Annotated in this window: 15 protein-coding genes; 11 read left to right on the plus strand and 4 right to left on the minus strand. The window is 40.0% G+C overall.

Going from position 1 to position 17,456, the window contains the following annotated elements:
• A complete protein-coding gene (locus AUF14_RS01370; protein WP_010745652.1) occupies positions 1 to 531 on the plus strand; it encodes a hypothetical protein in 531 nt (176 codons plus the stop codon).
• A 169-nt stretch (positions 532 to 700) separates the two neighbouring features.
• Positions 701 to 1,822: a DNA polymerase IV gene (dinB, locus tag AUF14_RS01375; protein WP_016180892.1), complete on the plus strand. Its 1,122-nt coding sequence runs from the start codon at positions 701 to 703 to the stop codon at positions 1,820 to 1,822.
• On the opposite strand, the gene nrdG is transcribed toward dinB, so the two are convergent.
• Both nrdG and nrdD read right to left on the minus strand, forming a co-directional pair.
• A complete protein-coding gene (gene nrdG / locus AUF14_RS01380; RefSeq protein WP_016180891.1) occupies positions 1,814 to 2,416 on the minus strand; it encodes an anaerobic ribonucleoside-triphosphate reductase activating protein in 603 nt (200 codons plus the stop codon). The two genes, dinB and nrdG, sit on opposite strands and share 9 nt — an antisense overlap.
• 104 nt (positions 2,417 to 2,520) lie before the next feature.
• Positions 2,521 to 4,710 carry an anaerobic ribonucleoside-triphosphate reductase gene (nrdD, locus tag AUF14_RS01385; RefSeq protein ID WP_102865862.1) on the minus strand — a complete coding sequence of 730 codons (2,190 nt, stop codon included), beginning with the start codon at positions 4,708 to 4,710 and terminating at the stop codon, positions 2,521 to 2,523.
• 720 nt (positions 4,711 to 5,430) lie between these two features.
• On the opposite strand from nrdD, the gene AUF14_RS01390 reads away from it, so the two are divergent.
• The 8 genes from AUF14_RS01390 (at position 5,431) to AUF14_RS01425 (ending at position 14,442) form a co-directional block, all read left to right on the plus strand.
• Positions 5,431 to 6,198 carry an ABC transporter ATP-binding protein gene (locus tag AUF14_RS01390; protein WP_016180889.1) on the plus strand — a complete coding sequence of 256 codons (768 nt, stop codon included), beginning with the start codon at positions 5,431 to 5,433 and terminating at the stop codon, positions 6,196 to 6,198.
• Positions 6,188 to 8,200 (plus strand): FtsX-like permease family protein, encoded by a 2,013-nt coding sequence (locus tag AUF14_RS01395; protein ID WP_016180888.1) that lies wholly within the window; start codon positions 6,188 to 6,190, stop codon positions 8,198 to 8,200. The genes AUF14_RS01390 and AUF14_RS01395 overlap by 11 nt, the downstream gene beginning before the upstream one ends.
• A 245-nt stretch (positions 8,201 to 8,445) precedes the next feature.
• Positions 8,446 to 8,595, plus strand: a complete 150-nt coding sequence (locus tag AUF14_RS01400) for a teichoic acid D-Ala incorporation-associated protein DltX (RefSeq protein ID WP_016180887.1) — start codon at positions 8,446 to 8,448, stop codon at positions 8,593 to 8,595.
• 47 nt (positions 8,596 to 8,642) lie between these two features.
• On the plus strand, positions 8,643 to 10,154 hold the full coding sequence (gene dltA / locus AUF14_RS01405; protein ID WP_016180886.1) for a D-alanine--poly(phosphoribitol) ligase subunit DltA: 1,512 nt from the start codon (positions 8,643 to 8,645) through the stop codon (positions 10,152 to 10,154).
• On the plus strand, positions 10,154 to 11,374 hold the full coding sequence (gene dltB / locus AUF14_RS01410; RefSeq protein ID WP_016180885.1) for a D-alanyl-lipoteichoic acid biosynthesis protein DltB: 1,221 nt from the start codon (positions 10,154 to 10,156) through the stop codon (positions 11,372 to 11,374). The genes dltA and dltB overlap by 1 nt, the downstream gene beginning before the upstream one ends.
• A 38-nt stretch (positions 11,375 to 11,412) precedes the next feature.
• The gene (gene dltC / locus AUF14_RS01415; protein ID WP_016180884.1) at positions 11,413 to 11,646 is read left to right on the plus strand and encodes a D-alanine--poly(phosphoribitol) ligase subunit DltC; all 234 of its coding nucleotides are present in this window, start codon (positions 11,413 to 11,415) and stop codon (positions 11,644 to 11,646) included.
• Complete coding sequence (dltD, locus tag AUF14_RS01420) at positions 11,646 to 12,911, plus strand: D-alanyl-lipoteichoic acid biosynthesis protein DltD (RefSeq protein ID WP_016180883.1); 1,266 nt, start codon at positions 11,646 to 11,648, stop codon at positions 12,909 to 12,911. Before dltC ends, dltD begins: the two co-directional genes overlap by 1 nt.
• Before the next feature lie 406 nt (positions 12,912 to 13,317).
• Positions 13,318 to 14,442, plus strand: coding sequence for a hypothetical protein (locus AUF14_RS01425; RefSeq protein WP_016180882.1), 1,125 nt, complete (start codon positions 13,318 to 13,320; stop codon positions 14,440 to 14,442).
• Between the two features lie 94 nt (positions 14,443 to 14,536).
• Here the strand turns inward: AUF14_RS01425 and AUF14_RS01430 are convergent, their stop codons facing one another.
• Together AUF14_RS01430 and AUF14_RS01435 are read right to left on the minus strand one after the other, a co-directional pair.
• Positions 14,537 to 15,163 carry a response regulator transcription factor gene (locus AUF14_RS01430; RefSeq protein ID WP_016180881.1) on the minus strand — a complete coding sequence of 209 codons (627 nt, stop codon included), beginning with the start codon at positions 15,161 to 15,163 and terminating at the stop codon, positions 14,537 to 14,539.
• A gap of 29 nt (positions 15,164 to 15,192) precedes the next feature.
• Complete coding sequence (locus tag AUF14_RS01435) at positions 15,193 to 16,305, minus strand: sensor histidine kinase (protein WP_016180880.1); 1,113 nt, start codon at positions 16,303 to 16,305, stop codon at positions 15,193 to 15,195.
• 213 nt (positions 16,306 to 16,518) lie between these two features.
• Between AUF14_RS01435 and AUF14_RS01440 the strand changes: the two genes are divergently transcribed.
• Entirely contained in the window at positions 16,519 to 17,451 is a 933-nt protein-coding gene (locus AUF14_RS01440; RefSeq protein WP_016180879.1) for an ABC transporter ATP-binding protein, read from the plus strand.
• Positions 17,452 to 17,456 lie beyond the last annotated feature (5 nt).

A 17,456-nucleotide genomic window follows, 5' to 3' on the forward strand; every position in this document is an offset into this window, starting at 1 on the left:
ATGGGATTGCGAAAGTTAGATGTTCCGACATCTTCAATTACAGAAGTAAAAAAATCACCAATGGATGTTTTTGCTCAAGCTCGTAAAGCAGAGACCGGGGTTTATATTTTTAACCGCGAAAAAATCGCTGGTGTGATGCTGACTAAGGAACAGTATGAAGCCTTAGTAGAGGAGTTAAATACCTTGCGAGATACGTTATATCAACCAGTGGAACGAGAATTACCTGTTCCTGAAGAATTAGAGGAATTAGCGACAGCTCTAAGAACAACATTAGCCAAAGGTTCGGTGATTTCGGCGCGCTATTTGGATGAACGCATGGTGGCGACTGGTTTTATCACGAAGAAAACCGGCTTTGGCGGTGTGACAGAAATGATGAAGGAGCTGGAGGATACTGGAAAGATCATCTACCAGCTAAGGCGGCGGGAGCACAACAAGGTCATCTATGCTGAAATTTTTGGTGAGCCGCAGGAGTTCCAACGCGGATCGGCAGACAAGCTGATGATTCGCAAAGTGAACTTAATCGAGAGATAAGGTAATTGACTTAAAAAACTTATTCGGACAACGCTGTTTCTATTGTTTTTGATAGGACAGGTTGTTCTTTTTTTTGCAGAAATTATGTTTTTCTATCTTCTAGTGGGAATAATTGTCTCTGAACAGACGTTCGGTTATAATGAAGATAAGATAGGAAGGGGAGAGCAGAATGGCAGATTTGGTTTTTCCTTTGAAAAATGATACATCGCGAAAAATTATCCATATTGACATGGATGCTTTTTTTGCCTCCGTCGAGGAACGGGACGATCCGGAACTGGCGAAGCATCCTTTAGTAATCGCTCGTCATCCTTCTGATACTGGCGGCAAGGGTGTCGTGACGACGGCGAATTACAAGGCTCGGATTTATGGGATTCATTCGGCGATGAGTGCCCAGAAGGCGTATGAATTGTGTCCTCAGGCTATTTTTAAGCCTGGTGACCATGCTAAGTACAGTGCTGTTTCACAACAGGTTCGAAAAATTTTTCATCGCTATACGGATATTATTGAGCCGGTGTCGATCGATGAAGCTTATCTGGATGTAACGGAAAATAAGATCAATGCGCGTTCGGCCATCAAAATTGCTCGTCTGATTCAGCAAGAGATTTGGCAGGAGCTGCAATTAACCTGTTCTGCTGGAGTCAGCTACAATAAGTTCCTGGCCAAGCTGGCTTCGGATTACCAAAAGCCTCAGGGAATGACAGTAATCTCGCCAGAGGAATCCGTCGTCTTTTTAAAACGTTTGCCGATTGAGAAATTTCATGGCGTAGGGAAGAAGACTGTTCCTAAAATGAATGAGCTGGGAATTTTTACTGGAGCGGACTTGTACGAGAAGAGTGAAATGTTCCTGATTCAAGAATTCGGCAAGATGGGCTATTCCTTGTATCGAAAGGTACGGGGAATCCATGATTCACCTGTTAGTATCACGCGTGAACGAAAGTCTGTCGGGAAAGAACATACGTATGGCCGCCCGTTATCGACAGATGATGAGGTGTTAAGTCAGTTAAGGCAATTGGCGGAAAAAGTCGAGGGCTCCTTAAAACGCGTACAGCGTCACGGCAAGACGGTTGTTCTTAAAGTTCGCTATGCGGATTACACGACAGTCACACGACGGGTCACTTTGCCTTATTACATAGAAAAGAAAGAAGACTTGTTTTCACAGGCCAGTTTGATTTGGGAGGAGATTGGCGGCGTAGAAAAAGGGATCCGCTTAGTCGGAATTACTCTGACTAATCTTGATCCCATTGCATTTGAAAATATTGTGTTGCCTTTGTGGGAAGAGCGTTCAAATTAGTTCGCTCTTTTTGATTTGCTCGAAAGCTTTTTCGGAGTCATGAAGCTTCTCCCAAATGACGACTTCACCTTTAGCCAATGATTTTTTTACATCGATGATGCGTTGGTTGGAACTACCACGAAATTGTAGCATCAAGTTTTTCTTTGAGAGTTCGAAACGACCGTCAACTAAAATATCGATCTTGCTTAGCATTTCTAGCTTATCATCGCTGTCTAACAACAGTTCTTCAAAGGTGTAGCCGCTCCAAGACCAGATGTCCTTCGTATCGCCGAATTCAGCGCGAATTCGATTGATAACTTTTAAGCAGACCTGCGTATTTAAGAAGGGTTCACCGCCTAAGAAGGTCACACCTTGGACATAGTCATGAGCGGTATCCGCAATTAGCTGGTCTTCTAATTCTTGAGTGAAAGGCTTGCCGTAATGAAAATTTTGCGAAGCCGCGTTGAAGCAGCCTTCACAGGCAAAGGGACAGCCGCTGACGTAAAGACTGTTACGGACGCCTTCGCCATCAACAAAGTTGAAGGCCTTGTAGTCTGCGATATATTGTTGGCTCAACTCGCTGGCCAGCCATTCTTTTGGTTTAGGATTACGCATATTTTTCCCCTTTCAAGTAAAACAGGGAGCGGCAAAGAGCGCCGTCCCTGTCAATCGTATTTCTGTTTGGCTCAATGAACGAAGAATGTTCGTTGAGTTTTTTTTTACATGTGTTTTACACGTGAGGCGATTTCTTCGTGACGTCCGTGCACCATTGGACGTGCTTGAGGGTTTCCTAAGTATCCGCAAGTCCGTTTGACTACGTCACATGATTTTGGATCGTGATTGCCGCATTGTGGGCATTCAAAGCCACGTTTGGTTGGTTTGAAGTCACCTTCGAAGCCACATTCGTAGCAGTGGTCAATTGGTGTATTCGTTCCTAGATAGGCGATGCGATCGTAACCGTAATCCCACACAGCTTCCAATGATTTTGGATTTTGTTGAAGAACAGGGTATTCACAATAATGGATAAACCCGCCAGAGCAGTATTTAGGATAATCCTTTTCAAAGTCTAGTTTTTCAAATGGTGTTGGATTTTTACGAACGTCGTAATGGAAACTATTTGTATAGTAGTCCTTGTCTGTAATATTTTCGACAATACCAAAACGTTCTGTATCTAAACGACAGAAGCGGTCAGTTAAGCTTTCACTTGGTGTTGAATACACACTGAAATGGTAGCCATATTCGTTGCCCCATGCATCGGCGTGTTCTTTCAAGTCTTTCATGATGTCAATGGTAAAGTCTTTTGCTTCTGGATTGTTTTCCCATTCGCCGCCGTAAAAGACACTGGCTACTTCATAAAGTCCGATATAGCCCAAAGAAATCGTTGCCCGTTTATTTTTGAATAATTCGTTAACCGCATCGGTCCGTTTCAGACGTTTGCCGAACGCGCCATATTGATAAAGGATCGGAGCGTTTGCTGGTGTAGCTTCTTTACAACGATCGATACGGAAGACTAACGCGTCTTTGGCGATTTGCAGGCGTTCTTCTAATAGAGACCAGAATTTTTCTTTGTTGCCGCCAGACTCTAAAGCGATCCGCGGTAAGTTTAAGGTAACAACGCCAAGGTTCATACGACCTGCGTTGACTTCTTCTCCTTGTTCATTTTTCCAGCCTTGTAAGAATGAGCGGCATCCCATTGGCACTTTGAAGCTGCCGGTTAATTCGATCAATTTATCATAGTTCAAGATATCTGGATACATCCGTTTAGTTGCACATTCTAACGCCAATTCTTTGATATCGTAGTTTGGATCAGTTGGTTCTAAGTTTGTACCACGACGCAAAGTAAAGATCAATTTAGGAAAGATTGCTGTCCGTTTTTCGCTGCCTAGACCTTTGATTCGGATTTGCAGAATCGCTTTTTGAATTTCACGTTCAAACCAGTCTGTTCCAAGACCAAAGCCAAGAGAAGTGAAAGGCGTTTGTCCGTTTGAAGTAAATAGGGTATTGATTTCATATTCTAAGCTTTGCATCGCGTCATAAATATCTTTACGTGTTTTTTGTTTCGCGAACGCTTTTTGTTTTTCAGGGTCATCGATCCACTCTTCAGCGTCTTTTAAGTGTTTTGCGTAATTTAGACGCGCAAAAGGAGCTAATAATTCGTCCGTACGGTCTGCTGAACAGCCACCGTATTGGCTTGAAGCCACGTTGGCGATGATTTGTGAAATCTGGGCTGTTGCTGTTTGGATTGATTTAGGACTTTCAACTTCCGCATTCCCGATTTTAAAGCCGTTGTTCAACATGCCTTTGAAGTCAATCAAACAGCAGTTGGTCATCGGTGTATATGGATGATAATCTAAATCATGATAATGGATGTCGCCTTTTTGGTGCGCGTTCGCCACATGAGGCGGCAGCATCTTCAAACCAATTGATTTGCCGACAATTCCAGCTGTTAAATCACGCTGCGTGTTAAAGACATCACTATCTTTATTGGCATTTTCGTTAACGACGGTTTGATCCTTGTTGATCAATTTTCCGATCGTAAAGTTGATATCGGTGGCTTTGCTGCGCTGGAAGTCGCGGCGCGTCCGATAATTGATATATTCTTCCGCTAATTCATATTCGTTGTGTTCTAATAATGTATGCTCCACGATGTTTTGGATTTCATATATTTTGATATCGCTAGTAAAACGTTCTGAAATTTCTGCATCTACACGCTCAACGATTGACTGGATACGTTCATGAGCCAATGGATCAACAGATCCTTTAATTTTCGTTTCTGCCTTGATTAAAGCATCATAAATCTTTTGATCATCAAATGCTGTGTGACGACCATCACGTTTTACGACCTTAATATTTTTTAGCGACGGTTGATATTCGTTGAACAACGAATCTTTTGTGTGGATTTCCATCATTGCAAACACTCCATTTCCTTTAAAGTTCATTATCAATCATATAGCATTTCTGAGTTTGTTGCAACGATATATAGTATTATTTTTTGTCAAAAAAAGAAAAGCACACTATATATAGTGTGCTCGTTTACTGAAAGATATAAGAAAACTGATGAGGTCAAGCTTCCCTTTATGATAAAATAACTGAAAAATATTTTTCCAAAAAAGTGAAAAAATTGTAAGACTATTGAAGGACGTTTCACATAGGAATCCGCCTCAAATATGATACCATAAAGAAAAAAATTTAGATATTAAAAATAAGTATTCGTCATATTAATTTTTTGAATATGTTGATCACTGCTGCGTCAGACAAGGACCAACTCATTTTTCTATTTGAGAAAAATAGTACATTAAAACGAATAAGGATGTCAGTTCAACTTTTTGCAGGAGACGTAGGCAAAAGAGAAAATATCAAAACTAGCTAATACATTGATTGAACACTTTAGTTGAATGATATACGGCATTCGAATCAACCTAATTTTTTCTTTTAGAAAAAATGATTACATTAAAACGAATAAGGATGTCAGTTCAACTTTTTGCAGGAGACGTAGGCAAAAAAGAAATTATCAAAATTAGCTAATACATTGATTGAACACTTTAGTTGAATGATATACGGCATTCGAATCAACCTAATTTTTTCTTTTAGAAAAAAATAATTACATTAAAACGAATAAGGAGGCACTCATGAAAAAAATGATCGATGTGCAGCATCTTAGTAAAAGCTTTGGCACACGAAACAATAAAGTCACGGTTTTAAATGACCTGAACTTCAGTGTAGAAAAAGGCGAGTTCATCGGTATTATGGGACCTAGTGGAGCTGGGAAGACGACCTTGATGAATATCCTCTCCACAATTTTATTGCCGACAATGGGTTCCGTTAAAATCGACGGAGCAGATATTACCCAGATGCGAGAGGCTCGTTTGACGGATTTTCGGCGGGAAAATTTAGGATTTATCTTTCAGGACTTTAATCTAATCGATAGTTTAACAGTTAAGGATAATATTATTTTGCCATTGACTGTCAGTAAGCTCTCTAATGAAGAGATTGAAGAACGGGTGCTTCGGTTGACGAAAATTTTGAAGATTGAGCAGATCTTAGCACGTTACCCGGAAGAAATATCCATCGGGCAGCAGCAGCGAACAGCAGCGGCCCGCGCTTTGATCAGCCGTCCATTGGTTTTGTTTGCTGATGAACCCACGGGCTCTTTAGATTCTAAGTCTGCTTCAGAATTTTTGAATTATTTAGATGAGGTGAATCTTCATGAGGAAACCACAATCTTAATGGTGACCCATGATCCTTACACTGCTAGTTATTGTAACCGAGTATTGTTTATTAAAGATGGGCGTTTTTTCTCTGAAATTGTCCGGCGTTCTTCTCGCAAGGATTTTTTTGAAAAGGTCATTGATATGCAGGCAACGATCGGCGGAGGAGGAAAAGCCAATGCTGATTAAAATCGTTTGGCGAAGCTTTAAAAAGCAGTTGTCGAACTATTTGATTTTTTTCTTCAGTCTGATTTTTGCAGTAATGGTTTATTATTCTTTTACAGCGATGACCTATGAGCAGCCGTTAATTCGCAGTGCTGGAAAAAATACACAGCTAGTTGGGATGTTAGGCTTCGGCAGTTTTGCGGTTGTACTGATTTTGCTGTTTTTTATGACGAATACCAATCGTTTTTTTATAGAAAATCGGCGAAAGGATATCAGCATCTTCCATTTATATGGATTGAACTACTATCAGATTTGTCTCTGGTTCATTTTAGAAATTTTCTTTATCGGGATTTTTTCTTTTGTAATCGGGATCGGCGTTGGAGTTTTGCTTTCTAAGCTGTTTAGTATGATTCTTGTGAAAGCTATGGACCTGCCGCTAAGAGTGCATTTCTTTTTCTCGACCGATGCGATCATAGCAACTGGCTTAGTGGTGCTCTTTATATTGGCGGTTGTTTCTTTCCAGATTTTATGGCTGGTATCAGGGTCTAAGTTTTCACATTTAAAGACGCTTCGCTTACGTAAAATTCAAGCGATGAAGGTATCTTTGCCGCAGAAAATCGCTGGTAGTATCGGGGCTCTCTTTTTATTAAGCGGCTGGGGAATGGCGATGACCTATGTTGTTTTTTCCCGGACAGCCAGTGATCGTTTCGGCTTGCTTCGAGGCAATGCTTTGTTAATGGGCTTGATCTTTTTACTATGTGTATTTGGCAGCTATTTATTTTTTGCTTTTACATTGCGCTGGTATAATTCCTATCGGCCAAAGCGCTTAAACAAAAATTTGGGAATGCTATCAAGAAGCGAATGGCAATTACGATTATTTAGTGAATGGCGTTTTTTGGGTTCTATCACAGTTGCGTTAGGTTTAGCATTGGCGATTTTAGGGGGAATGGCGGCACTTGTGTCACTACAAATGCGTTTAGTTGATGAAATTGCTCCGGCCTCTGTAATGATGACACAACAAAGCTATCAGAAGCTAGAACCGAAGCTGCAAAGCGTTGCTCCTTATCAACGGCAGACCTTACACTTAAAAGCAGTGCCAGCCAAACAAAGCGTAGCAATTTCTGGAGAGGGTGTAAATTCTCAGCCGGAAATTACGGATGTCGTTTCGATATCTGATTATCTGGCTTTTCGAAAAACCAATCCTACCTTGCAGAATATTCAGTTAAAGTCTGCTGATTCGACAGTTGTTTTGAGCTCCTATCAGCGTTATCTGAATGATTATGCTCGTTACAGTAAAATCATATATTTGAAAAGTCAGAAGCTAAAGGTTCAAGAAACGCACCCCAATTTTTTTGGTGATACGAGCTTGCGATATGGTACGGGAATGATTGTCGTTTCTGATGAACTTTTTGATGAATTATCAGGCATTTCTTATGCGTTAGAGGTGATCGATGTAGAAGATCGTTTTGAGAATAAGCTGAATCAGGTTATTCGTGCAAACCTGAAGGGCGATTGGGATTATCCGATACATTATGATCTGACTTGGAAAAATGAACAGATTGTCGGAGATATTGTAGAAGGAGAAGGAACTAATAAAGATGGGTCGACGGTATATCGTTCCGAGTATACCTCGTATCAAGAAGTTTATCGAATGACTCGCAGCAGTATGGGGTTGGTGCTGTTCGTAGTGACCTTTGTGACCACCACCTTTATCATTGTGACAGCAAGTATGGTCACACTGCGGCAACTTTCTGAGTTTAAGCAAAAGCGAAAGAAATATGGTTTATTACGACAAATGGGAATACCCGATAAAACAATTTATCAAGAAATTAAGCGTGAAAATCGAGTGGTTTTCTTTATTCCAGCGATTTTGGCTCTGATTCATAGTATGTTAGCTATCTCGGTCATTTCTCACATTGCCAAAAATGCCAACTATGGATTTGTCTATCTGTTTTGTGGACTGATGCTGGTGGTCTATGCGCTATTTTATTGGGCAACGTGCGTATATCAGAAAAAGCTTTCATAAAATCTTAAGAACAGGATGTATCGATATTCGGTATATCCTGTTTTTTCGTCTAGTTATCTTCCCAGTTACATTGGCAGAAAACCAATGATAGCAGGCAGTTTTTCCATTAAAAAAATGTTCTAAACGCCGTGGATACCAATGTGACAAAACTGTTCGTTTGAAAGCGGTATATGTAAGAAAAACAAATGGTAGATTTTTGGCATCCTCCTATAATGAGTACTAAATAAAAGGGAGAGGGCGATCGGATGAAGAAATTTTTTAAACGCCCCGCTACTCGTTACTGGTTAAGTTTTATTGGAAAGACGCTTTTCTACTTTGCCGTCCTTTTAATACTCGTTTACTTATACCATTACAAGAGTATCCAAGGCGGTAATTTTATCTATAACGAATTTTAATCGATTGAAAAGAGTTCGTTCTTGAACTGAACGGGAAGGGGACCAACATGCAAAATATCATTACAGCGATTGACCAATGGGCTAATGAAAAGCCAGAGGCACTCGCTTATCAATCAGAAAAGGAAGAATTCAGTTATCAAACATTACGTCAGTGGTCAGATAACTTAGCACACTATTTGAATCAAAATATAGAAGCTAAAACACCGATTGTTGTCTTCGGAGAATTGGAATTTGCTATGATCGCCAGTTTCTTAGGAGCGGCCAAAAGCGGACATGCCTATATTCCGATTGAATCAACTACCCCATTGGATCGTATCCAACTGATCCTAAAGGTAGCACAGCCAGCAATGATTTTAAGTGTTTTGCCTTGGCCAGAAGAATTAAACGTGACGATTCCAGTCGTGTCGCCTGAAAAACTAGCTGAGATTTTTACAACAGAACATGCATATGAAAAATTGCAGCCAGTGATGGGCGATGAAACCTTCTATATCATCTTCACTTCTGGAACGACTGGGGTACCGAAGGGTGTTCAGATTAGTCACAAAAATTTATTGAGTTTTGTAAATTGGAATCTAAAGGATTTTGAGATCGAAGCGGGCATGCGTTTTTTATCGCAGGCACCCTATTCCTTCGATTTATCCGTTATGAGTATCTATCCTGCACTTTGCAGCGGTGGAACATTAATTCCGATGGAAAAAGCAGTGATCAATGATTTCAAGAAATTATTCAACTTTTTACCAAATTTAGCTTTGGAGGTCTGGGTATCAACACCGTCATTCATGGATATCTGTCTAATGGAGAAGACCTTTGATGGCGAACATGTGCCTTCACTGAAGATTTTCCAATTCTGTGGAGAGGAGCTGCCAAGAAAGACGGCAGAAGAGTTATTACGGCGCTTTCCGCATGCGAAGGTCTTTAATACTTACGGGCCAACGGAAGCAACGGTTGCCATGACGCAAATTGAAGTGACTGAAGAGGTGTTAAGCAAATATGATCGTGTGCCGATCGGTTATATCAAAGAAGATACCGAAGTTCTGATTTATGACGGAAATCGAGCAGTAACAGACGGCATTGCCGGGGAGATCATTATTAAAGGTCCGAGTGTTTCAAAGGGCTACATGCATAATCCAGAAAAAACGGCAGCTGCCTTTTTCAAGATCGATGGCGTTCCTGCTTATCGTACAGGAGATGCTGGAAGACTTCAGAAGGATGGGTTACTGCTATATGAAGGACGGATTGATTTTCAAGTGAAGCTGCACGGCTTTCGAATCGAATTGGAAGACATCGATCATCATTTAGAACAGGTTTCTTATGTTAAGCAGGCGACAGTGGTTCCCAAGTATCAAGACCACAAGGTTCAGCAATTAGTGGCTTATGTTGTTGCCAATGACAATGACTTTGAGAAAACGTATCAGCTAAGCAAGGCAGTGAAAGAAGAATTAGCGGAAGCTGTCATGGACTACATGATTCCGCAAAAATTTGTCTATGTCGATCAATTACCGCGGACGGCAAACGGCAAAATTGATCGCAAGCGACTAATTAACGAGGTGAATAGCTGATGTTGATTCCTCACATGGTGCCTTATGCGTCACCGATTTATTTCATTATCTTATGTGTGGCACTGTTGCCGCTGATAATAAGTCTACTGATTCGCGGTAAACGAATCGGCTGGTACCAGTCACTGATCACACTGTTCTTCTTGTATGTTTCTTTTGGCGGAAAGGATTATCGCCAAGGGCTGGCATTGATCGGCTACGTGATCTTCCAAAGTATTCTTGTTTGGTGTTACAACCATTATCGTAAAAACAAGAATCAAGCGGGCATCTTTTACTTAGCCGTATTTTTAAGTATCGTTCCTTTGATTTTAGTTAAGATCACCCCATTTATAGATGGAGAAAACTCCATCTTTGGATTTCTAGGGATTTCTTATCTGACCTTTAAATCGGTTCAGATCATCATGGAAATGCGGGATGGGATGATCAAGGAATACAGCCCGTTGAACTATATCAAGTTCCTGCTGTTTTTCCCAACGATTTCCTCTGGTCCGATCGATCGGTATCGCCGCTTTGAAAAGGATTTGAAGGAGCCGCCTACACCAGAAAAATACGTCGATTTATTAGGTGCTGGTGTTCACGATATTTTTGTCGGCTTTTTATATAAATTTGTAATCGGCTATTATTTTGGTCAAGTGCTTCTGCCAATCGTTGATCGAATGGCGATGCAGCATGGTGGTATTTCTTGGGGCCTAGTCGGCTATATGTATGTCTATAGTATGTATTTGTTCTTCGATTTCGCTGGCTACAGCCTGTTTGCAGTAGGTACCAGCAAGCTGATGGGATATGAGACACCACCGAACTTTAATAAGCCGTTCTTATCCTGGAACATCAAAGAATTCTGGAATCGTTGGCACATGACCTTGTCCTTTTGGTTTCGCGATTATATTTATATGCGTTTGATGTTCACCTTGATTAAAAAGAAAACCTTCAAGAGTCGGATCGTCGCGTCAAATGTCGGCTACTTTGCTTTGTTCCTGATCATGGGCGTTTGGCACGGCTTGACTTGGTATTACATCTTGTATGGCTTCTATCATGCCGCATTGATTTGTTTGACAGATGCGTGGCTGCGATTCAAGAAGAAACACAAGAAGCAGATTCCATCCAATAAATTTACCCATGCGTTGGCGATTTTCTTAACCTTCAACGCCGTCTGCTTGAGCTTTTTGATCTTCTCAGGTTTTTTGGATAAATTAATATTTCACAATTTCTTTCTAGGAAGATAAACAGCTAGACTACAAAAAAACGAAATGGAGCGAGTAACATGGAAGACACATTATTTAGTATTTTAGAAGATATCACAGGAACAGAGGAAGTTCGAGAAAATCCTGAGGTAGATTTATTCGAGGAAGGATTGATGGACTCCCTAGCAACCGTTCAGCTATTGGTTGAAATTGAAGGACAGTTAGATGTGCAAGTACCTGTTTCAGAGTTTGACCGCGCGCAATGGAACACACCAAATAAAATTATTGAACAAGTGAAAGCTTTACAGGCTTAATGAAAAAGAAACTTTTCGGTATCTTTGGGCCGATTCTTTTAGCGGCAGTATTATTGGTTCTTCTGTTTTTTTCCCCATTTAAAATCAACAGCAATGATCCAAAGCTGATCAAAGCTGCTTCAAGTTCAATGGCTGGAAATGTTTTGCGAGGAAACAGTATTACAAAAGAAGCTCTAAGTACCGATCATTACGTCCCATTTTTCGGCTCTTCTGAATTGAGCCGAATCAGTCCCTTCCATCCATCGGTCTTAGCCGAAAAGTATGATCGCGGCTACACGCCTTTTTTGATGGGAGCGCCTGGAACCCAATCATTGACCCAATTTATGATGATGCAGTCATTGGGAAATGAGTTGAAGGATCGCAAGGTTGTATTCATCATTTCCCCACAATGGTTTGTTAAAAATGGGATCAAACGTGATTACTTTGATGCCTATTATTCCCCAGAGCAGACCTTGACTTGGCTAATGAATCTCAAAAAAGTTCAATCTAGTGATAAATATTTGGCTCAACGCTTGACTCACTATGGAGTGGTAAGAAAAGATGAACGGTTAGAAAGAATGCTAGATGCAGTGATGGCGGGAAATTTACCAGACCAAACGGATGTCACCTTCAGCAGACTAAAATTAAACATGTTAGAACGAGAGGACGAATTGTTCAGTACAATCGGCATGATTAGTAAGCAGAAGGCTATCGATAAAAATGTCAAAGCACTGCCTGAAAATTATGATCCCCATAAATTGAATCAGTTAGCCAATCGTTTAGGCAAGCAGGCGACCCAAGGAAATGAATTTGGGATTCAACAGCATTTCTTTAAACGCAGGATCGAACCACATATGGATCGATTTGCCAATTCGCAACGAAAATGGGATTATCGCTATTCTCCAGAGTTTTCCGATTTTCAATTGGCGCTTGATCAATTAGCGAAAAAGCATGCGAAGGTACTCTTTATCATTCCACCAGTCAATGGCCGCTGGGCAAAATTTACGGGTCTTTCTGATGAGATGCTGCAGCAATTTTCTGCTAAAATCAAATACCAATTAACATCGCAGGGCTTTACCAATATCGCTGACTACTCAACTCAGCAAAATACGCCCTACTTTATGCAAGATACGATTCATTTAGGATGGAAGGGCTGGCTGGCGGCAGATAAAGAAATTGCTCCATTTTTGAAGAGCTCTAATTCTCAAGGTGAGAATTATACGATCAATAATCGTTATTTCCTAAGCAAAGAATGGCAAGAAATGAATCCCGAAGCGATAAAATAGAAATAGGGAAATTACGCTTGTGAACTTGTGATTGTCTGATTTATCGGCTGGATTAGTAAAGAAAAAGAGCGGTTTTAAAGCGTTAATTTCATCTAAAATAGTTCTTTTTTAGAGATTTTAATGGTGATTCACAAACATTAATCAGAACATCTTTGAGACTTAATTTTGTCTTGAGGTGTTCTTTTTTTCTGTTCTAATAACGAACATAGAAAAGTTATGGTTAAATGGCTTTGTGATTTTAATTGTGTTAATAAAATACAGCTAAAAAGAGGAAATGATAATTTTTCTTTTTCTATAGAAAAAAGTAAATAACTCCAAATTTATGCTAAATTTACTTTTGTTTTATTGATAATGTTATAATTTTATTATAAAAAAGCGCATACATCGCTGGAAGGAGCATTTCTTAATGAAAACAATTGAGCAGAAAAAACCGTTATTACAAAGAACATTGTTTGGTGTAAAAAGAGCCACACTTGAGGCGAAAATTACTAGCTATTTTAAATTTTCTCAAGATGTTGCTACATTCATTAAATACCTTGTAGTTGTCATGGTACGAAATTCGCTTGTTGTTAGTGATTTTTCTTTTCTTTGCCAAGAATTGGTTTGTGAGGTGTTTCTGACAGCGGAGCCTAGTGATGTGCTGCGTGAATACTGCGCCTATTTTAAAGATTATTTCAAAAAAAGCGGAGATTGGGATAAGGTCGTTCATCGCTTGTTTAACGACAAAAAGGAATACTATCGTTTAACCGAAGAAGCTCGTTCAAATAAAAAACTTTTAGATACTCCTGGAACAGAGAAGGCTCAGAATTCAGCGCTGACTCTTCGGATCATTTCTGCCTTTGAAGACGCGTCAGGTAAAAAGCATACCTTAACAATTGCGGATGCAGACGAAACACGCTCAAGGGCAGAAACTTCTGAACTTCTGGAAATCCTAACGACTGTGGCACTCTTTGAGACAGCTGCTGGTGTAAGACGATTTGTAAAATTTATTCAAGCAAAGCGTCCGGGAACAAAAGAGACATTTAAAGAGACAGTTGTAGAAGTCGATCAGGTGGAACAACCAGCAGATCAACAGGAAGAGTGTGTCTTAAATTCAGAAGTAGAAACACCAGAAGTGAAGACGATCGAGATCGTTGTGCCAGCAGGTGTTGATCTGAGTACGATGAATGATCAGGATTTACTGACAATGGTTCGCGTCGGACATCCTGATGTGGTTAGTTTGGAAAATATCCGTGTTATATTTACTGAAGAAGAGACGGAAGAACCAGCAGATGATGAACTGGAAATCCAGAAATCTTTTCTCGAACCTGTGATAGAATCGCAGAGTTCACAAACGTTGTTAAAAGACAAAGTTACACCGAAAACCATAGACGATGTTTCTGCTCCACCAACGACAAAACCGCAGAGGACTAAAAAGAAGAGATTGCTTACGCATAAAGAGGCTTATGTCCAGAGTTTGATTGAGAATTGGTATCAGAAAGAGCACAATGGGAAAAATAAGGAGAGTAGTATTAAGAAGAAGAGAAGATGAGTGATTTAATTTTAGGTGCGTATAGTTTTTGCCTCTTCAAATGGCAGAATAAAAGAGCCCAAAGAAAAATATTCTTTAGGACTCTAGTCAATTCTTATTGATAATTTTTATAATAGAAGATCGCTAGCTGTGTTCGGTCACGAACTCCTAATTTATCTAATAGCTGACTGATGTTGTTACGAACAGTGCCTTCACTTAAGAAGAGCTCTTGGGCGATCTCTTTGTTGTTTTTGCCATTTGCCACTGCAATGAGAATGCTTTCCTCTCTTTCAGATAAGTCAATGACTGGTTGTTTTTGAGGAGATTGATCTGTTAAGATCGAAGCTAATTTTCCAACGATCTCTGTTCCAAAAACTGTCTGCCCATTGTATACAGCTTTGATTGCAGGAACGATACTGCCCAGCTCCTGCTTGATTAAATAGCCTTTGACACCGATCTGCAGGGCTTCTCGGATATATTCATCATCGGAAAAAGTCGTCAGTAATAGGATGACGGCTTCTGGCACCTGTTTAAAAATCGCTTTTGCGGCTTCGATACCGGTGCTATTTCCCATGCGAATATCTGTTAATAGAACGTCCGGTCGTTCCTGCAAATAGAGTTTGACGGCTTCTGGTGCAGAATTTCCGGTACCAACAACGTGTATTTCATCAGATATTTCTAAAATAGTTTTCAATGATTCCGTTACTAACGGATCGTCATCAACAACAACAACGCGAATCATGACATACCTCCTCCTAGCAGGATAGAATATTATTTTCTTGTTCGATGGTGATTGTGAAAGGATGGTTGACTATCTTTTGGCAAAACAATGTGAATCAGAAAATTATCCGGAGTTTGTGAGACGTGAAGCTGTCCGTTAATTTGTTCTACGCGCTGACGCATGCTTTTTAACCCAATGCCATCTCCACTTTTCTTAGCAAGTGTTCCATTATCAAGAATTTGCAGTCGATAAAAGGCAGGTAGCTCGTTAAATGAAAGTGTTACATTGCTAGCATTGCTATGTTTCATCACATTAGCAAATGCTTCCTTAAGCACCATAAGCAGTGTTCGTTCCTGCTCCTGATCCATACCTTCTGGAATATTCCCTCGAATCTCCACTTCACAAAATTGAAAATCTGCTATTAACAACTCAAGTCCCTTCGAAAAGGAAAGTGAGGTCTCGTGAAGATCATGAACACTTTCGCGAATATTATCCATCCCTGTATGAATCGTTGTCCGTAATTGGTTCAACGGTTTTTTTAACTTCTCCGATTGATTGATCGCTTCAATCGCGCCAAGCTGAATAATCGCACTAGATAGCAGATGGCCTACATTATCATGAATGTCGCGAGCGATCCGATTTCGTTCTTCGGAAATTTCTAAATCGATGAAGGTTTCCTGCGATTGGATTAGCTCCTGATTTTTCAGTTTCAACAGTTCTTGCTTTTCCCAACTGTCATCCTTTAATTGCAGCAAGGCTTCTTTTACTTCGACCTGTTTTTTTCCACGCCAGGCTAAAAGGATCGCGAAGCTACTCAAAAGTATAATCAGCATACGCTCTGGTGAAGAGTAGGTATCTTGCAATAAGGGAACTGCTAAGACGATTAGCGCCCAGCTCCAAATAATCTCTTCGCGCCAAGCGATCCGCAGGTTAGCGGGCAAGAAAAGGAGCAGGGGCGGCCAGAAAAAACTCAGGATTAGTAAAGGAAAAACGCCTAATGCTTGCCCTAAAGCCTTCTTCAGCAATAGAGCGGGACCAGCTAAGAGGATACTAGCCAACAAATAAACTACCATTTGCGGTTTAAAATCCTGTTGAAAAAGCAGCAGGATACCAATTAATTCTAAAAAGAAAAAATCTATTGAATAACTATTTAAATTTTTCATTGCGGCTCCTACTTTGTATTAAAGGATTTATTTCTCAGATTACTGGAAAATAGGTTCGATTTGCATCATCAAACATTGAATCATTTGATTTAGATAGAAATTTGTATGGATCAAATGACATTTGTCATCGTATGATTGGCGCAAACTCACTACAAGCAAATGCTTATTTTCATTATAGTAAATGTAAGAAGAAAAGGAAAAGGGGTTTTTCAAATGTTGATCGAAATCGAGAACTTAGTAAAACGTTATGGGGATTTCACCGCCTTGAATCATTTAAATTTATCTGTAAAAAAAGGAGAGATATTGGGATTGCTTGGTCCAAATGGCAGCGGCAAATCCACTACTATCAATTGTATTCTTTCATTATTGACCTATGATCGCGGATCAATCAAGATTTTTGGAGAAGAAATGGGACCGGAAAAGTATAGCATTAAGCAAAAGATCGGGGTTGTCCCTCAGGAAATAGCCTTCTTTGAAGAATTGACAGTAACGGATAATATCAACTATTTTTGTGGATTGTACGTTCAAGAAAAGTCTAAACGCGAACAATATGTTGAAGAAGTGATCCAGCTTGTTGGCTTAGAGGAGTTTCGTAAATTTTATCCGAAACAGCTGAGCGGCGGATTGAAACGACGGTTGAACATTGCTTGCGGGATTGTTCATAAGCCGGAATTGATTTTTTTAGATGAACCAACTGTCGCAGTTGATCCCCAAAGCCGAAACAAAATTTTGGATAGTATCAAGGAGTTAAATCGACTGGGTGCGACGATCGTTTATACGACGCATTATATGGAAGAGGTCGAGATTTTGTGTAACCATATCGTTATTATTGACCAAGGACAAGTGATTGCAGAAGGCAGCAAAGAACAATTGAAAAACATGGTTCGTGAGAATGAAAAACTGATTATTGAAGTTCCGGGGCTATCTCAAGAACAAGTTGAGGCGGTAGGAGCTTTTCCATCAATTATCGAAGTAATTTATGATGAAAACTATTTAAGTGTGACGACGAAAGAGCTGAAGGAAGCCTTGCTGCCAATTTTAAATTATTTCGAAGTTGAAAAAATTATGTACGCCAATATTCATACACAAGAAGCGACATTAAATGATGTCTTTTTAGAAATTACCGGAAAAGAATTGAGAGATTAGGGGGG

The sequence above is a fragment of the Enterococcus avium genome, assembly GCF_002891025.1.
Taxonomy (GTDB): Bacteria; Bacillota; Bacilli; order Lactobacillales; family Enterococcaceae; genus Enterococcus_A; species Enterococcus_A avium.